The following is a 3,211-nucleotide window of genomic DNA, read 5'->3' as shown; positions in this document are numbered from 1 at the left end:
TGCTTCGACACAGCGCAAACGGTAGATCCGCTCTTCCAATTGATAAGGCTTCATGAAGTCCTCCAAGGCATAGCGCCCTGGTTTCGCCACCTCACCATCAATCACCACACTCCAGGGCTCGGTCTTGAGTGAGCCCGCATTCGCCGCCGGGTCGCCCTTGTCGGTACCGAACTCATAGAAATTGTTGTAGTGAGTAGCGTCCTTGAAAGGCGTAATAGCCTCGTCCTTTACCGTAACCGCCTGCCATTTGGTTCCCGGCAGCTTCTCCGAAAACCAGGTCGGCGCCTTGCCAGACTCAACATCGGCATAACGCGAAGCATCATCGGCACTGGCCCAGCGCGGCAAGCTGCTGGCAGCGATACCGGCTAGCGCACCACCGAGCAAGCTACGGCGAGAAAGGTAAAAGGATTCAGGTGTGACATCCGATTCGTGACAATCGGACGCTTTGGACAATTTGATTAACATGGCAACTCCGCAGCATTGGAGAACTGATGCACCAATAGACTGCGGAGTATGGGGGAAATTACATTAAGACAATGTTTTGTCCCGGCGCAGATGCAGCAAGTACTGAATCGGCCCAGAAGCGGCGTAAACCAGGAAGGCTAGCAGCAGAATACGTGGCGGATCGCTGAACACTACAGCGAACACCAACACCACCACCAGGATCGCCACGAAAGGCACGCGCCCCTTGAGGTCGAACTCCTTGAAGCTGTTGTACTTGATATTGCTGACCATCAACATGCCGGCCGCCGCCACCATCAAGGCCACCAGGAACGACATCTTCGACCCCTGGATACCGTAGTCACTGAATGCCCATACGATACCTGCCACCACTCCCGCAGCAGCAGGACTAGCGAGACCAATAAAGTAACGCTTGTCAGCAGTCCCCACCTGGGTGTTGAAGCGAGCAAGACGCAAGGCTGCACCGGCTACATAGATAAAGGCAACCATCCAGCCGACCTTGCCCATATCACCCAACGCCCATGCAAACGCCAGCAACGCAGGCGCAACACCGAAGGCCACCATGTCCGACAGCGAGTCGTACTCGGCACCAAAGGCGCTCTGGGTATTGGTCATGCGCGCCACACGACCATCCAGGCCGTCGAGCACCATGGCCACGAAAATCGCGATGGCGGCAAAACCGAAGTACTTGCTCGCACTCGCAGCATCACCCGCTGCCAGGGCGCTTTGGGCGCTCATGGAGTTGATGATGGAATAGAACCCGGCAAACAGGTTCGCCGTGGTGAACAGGTTGGGCAGAAGATAGATGCCACGATGCCGGACCTTGCGGCCTTCCGCGTCATGCCCTTCTTCGACATGCTCATCGATCGGCAGCAGGCTTTCGGCGTCAGAGGCCTGGTTTGGCTCTTCGGGACGTTCGCTCATGGACTTTACCTTGCAACGGTGTGAAAAAATTCGACAACTACTTGCGGCGCGTGTTCGCCCGCAAACGATGCAGCTTTATACCAGAACCAGCCCCACCAAACGAAAAAACGCGGCCTAGGCCGCGTTTTCTCTTGAGACGTACGACTTAGTTCTTGGCTTTGTCGACGATCTTGTTGGCACCGATCCACGGCATCATGGAGCGCAGTTGCTCGCCGATGACTTCGATACCGTGAGCAGCGTTGTTACGACGCTTGGCGGTCATCGAAGGGTAGCCGGTTGCACCTTCGCTGATGAACATTTTGGCGTACTCACCATCCTGAATACGTTTCAGGGCATTGCGCATAGCCTGACGGGACTCGGCGTTGATCACTTCCGGACCAGTCACGTACTCGCCGTATTCGGCGTTGTTGGAGATCGAGTAGTTCATGTTGGCGATACCGCCTTCATACATGAGGTCAACGATCAGTTTCAGTTCGTGCAGGCATTCGAAATAGGCCATTTCCGGCGCGTAGCCAGCTTCAACCAGAGTTTCGAAACCGGCTTTAACCAGCTCAACGGTACCGCCGCACAGAACAGCTTGTTCGCCGAACAGGTCGGTTTCGGTCTCGTCCTTGAAGGTGGTTTCGATGATGCCGGTACGACCACCACCCACGCCAGCAGCGTAGGACAAGGCGACGTTCTTGGCGTTGCCCGAAGCGTCCTGGTAGATCGCGATCAGGTCAGGGATACCACCGCCTTTGACGAACTCGGAACGCACAGTGTGGCCCGGTGCTTTCGGCGCGATCATGATCACGTCGAGGTCAGCACGCGGCACAACCTGGTTGTAGTGGATCGCGAAGCCGTGGGAGAAGGCCAGGGTGGCGCCCTTCTTGATGTTCGGCTCGATTTCGTTCTTGTACAGCGAGGACTGGAACTCGTCCGGGGTCAGGATCATGACCAAGTCGGCAGCCGCAACAGCGGAAGCAACGTCAGTCACTTTCAGGCCGTGGGCTTCAGCCTTGGCAACAGTGGCCGAACCTTTACGCAGGCCGACAGTCACGTCAACGCCGGAATCTTTCAGGTTGCAAGCTTGTGCGTGCCCCTGGGAGCCGTAGCCGATGATGGCGACTTTCTTGCCCTGGATGATCGACAGGTCACAATCTTTATCGTAATAAACTTTCATGAGGTTCCTCTATATATCCAGGCCGTAAGGCCATTCGCTAATTTGGGTTAGATGCTGAGTACTTTGTCGCCACGGGCAATCCCGGTGACACCACTGCGTACCGTTTCCAGAATCGAGGCCGTCCCGATCGACTGGATGAAACTGTCCAGCTTGTCGCTCGTACCGGTCAGTTGAACGGTATAAACGCTGGCGCTCACATCGACGATCTGCCCACGATAAATGTCAGTGGTCCGTTTGATCTCGGCACGTTGGGCACCCGTGGCCTTGACCTTAACCAGCATCAGCTCACGCTCGATGTGGGCACTTTCCGACAGGTCGACCAGCTTGACCACTTCGATCAGCTTGTTGAGGTTCTTGGTGATCTGCTCGATCACCTCATCGTGACCCACAGTGGTCAACGTCAGGCGCGACAGGGTCGGGTCTTCGGTCGGAGCCACGGTCAGGCTTTCGATGTTGTAGTTGCGTTGCGAAAACAGGCCGACAACACGAGACAGAGCGCCGGGTTCGTTCTCCAGAAGCAGGGAGATAATGTGCCGCATGATTAAGTACGCTCCGTCTTGTTCAGCCACATGTCGCGCATAGAGCCGTCTTTGATTTGCATCGGGTAGACGTGCTCGCTGGTATCCACCTGAATATCGATGAACACCAGGCGATCCTTCATGG

4 protein-coding genes and 1 pseudogene are annotated in these 3,211 nt (G+C 56.1%); all 5 read right to left on the bottom strand.

Annotated elements, in window-relative coordinates:
- A pseudogene (locus tag ACRESD_RS22105) lies at nt 1-465 on the bottom strand (protein-methionine-sulfoxide reductase catalytic subunit MsrP); the annotation flags it as partial.
- A gap of 63 nt (nt 466-528) precedes the next feature.
- Nucleotides 529-1,386, bottom strand: a complete 858-nt coding sequence (pssA, locus tag ACRESD_RS22100; RefSeq protein WP_431752851.1) for a CDP-diacylglycerol--serine O-phosphatidyltransferase — start codon at nt 1,384-1,386, stop codon at nt 529-531.
- Nucleotides 1,387-1,531: 145 nt separating this feature from the next.
- Nucleotides 1,532-2,548, bottom strand: coding sequence for a ketol-acid reductoisomerase (gene ilvC / locus ACRESD_RS22095; protein ID WP_003194132.1), 1,017 nt, complete (start codon nt 2,546-2,548; stop codon nt 1,532-1,534).
- A 47-nt stretch (nt 2,549-2,595) separates the two neighbouring features.
- Nucleotides 2,596-3,087: an acetolactate synthase small subunit gene (gene ilvN / locus ACRESD_RS22090; RefSeq protein ID WP_003176102.1), complete on the bottom strand. Its 492-nt coding sequence runs from the start codon at nt 3,085-3,087 to the stop codon at nt 2,596-2,598.
- A gap of 2 nt (nt 3,088-3,089) precedes the next feature.
- Nucleotides 3,090-3,211, bottom strand: a 122-nt coding sequence (locus ACRESD_RS22085; protein WP_431752852.1) for a hypothetical protein, incomplete at its 5' end; no start/stop codon positions are given.

Source organism: Pseudomonas sp., assembly GCF_050739995.1.
Classification (GTDB): Bacteria; Pseudomonadota; Gammaproteobacteria; order Pseudomonadales; family Pseudomonadaceae; genus Aquipseudomonas.
The sequence above is the reverse complement of the archived record's forward strand: the minus strand, read 5'-3'. Positions and strand labels throughout refer to the sequence as shown.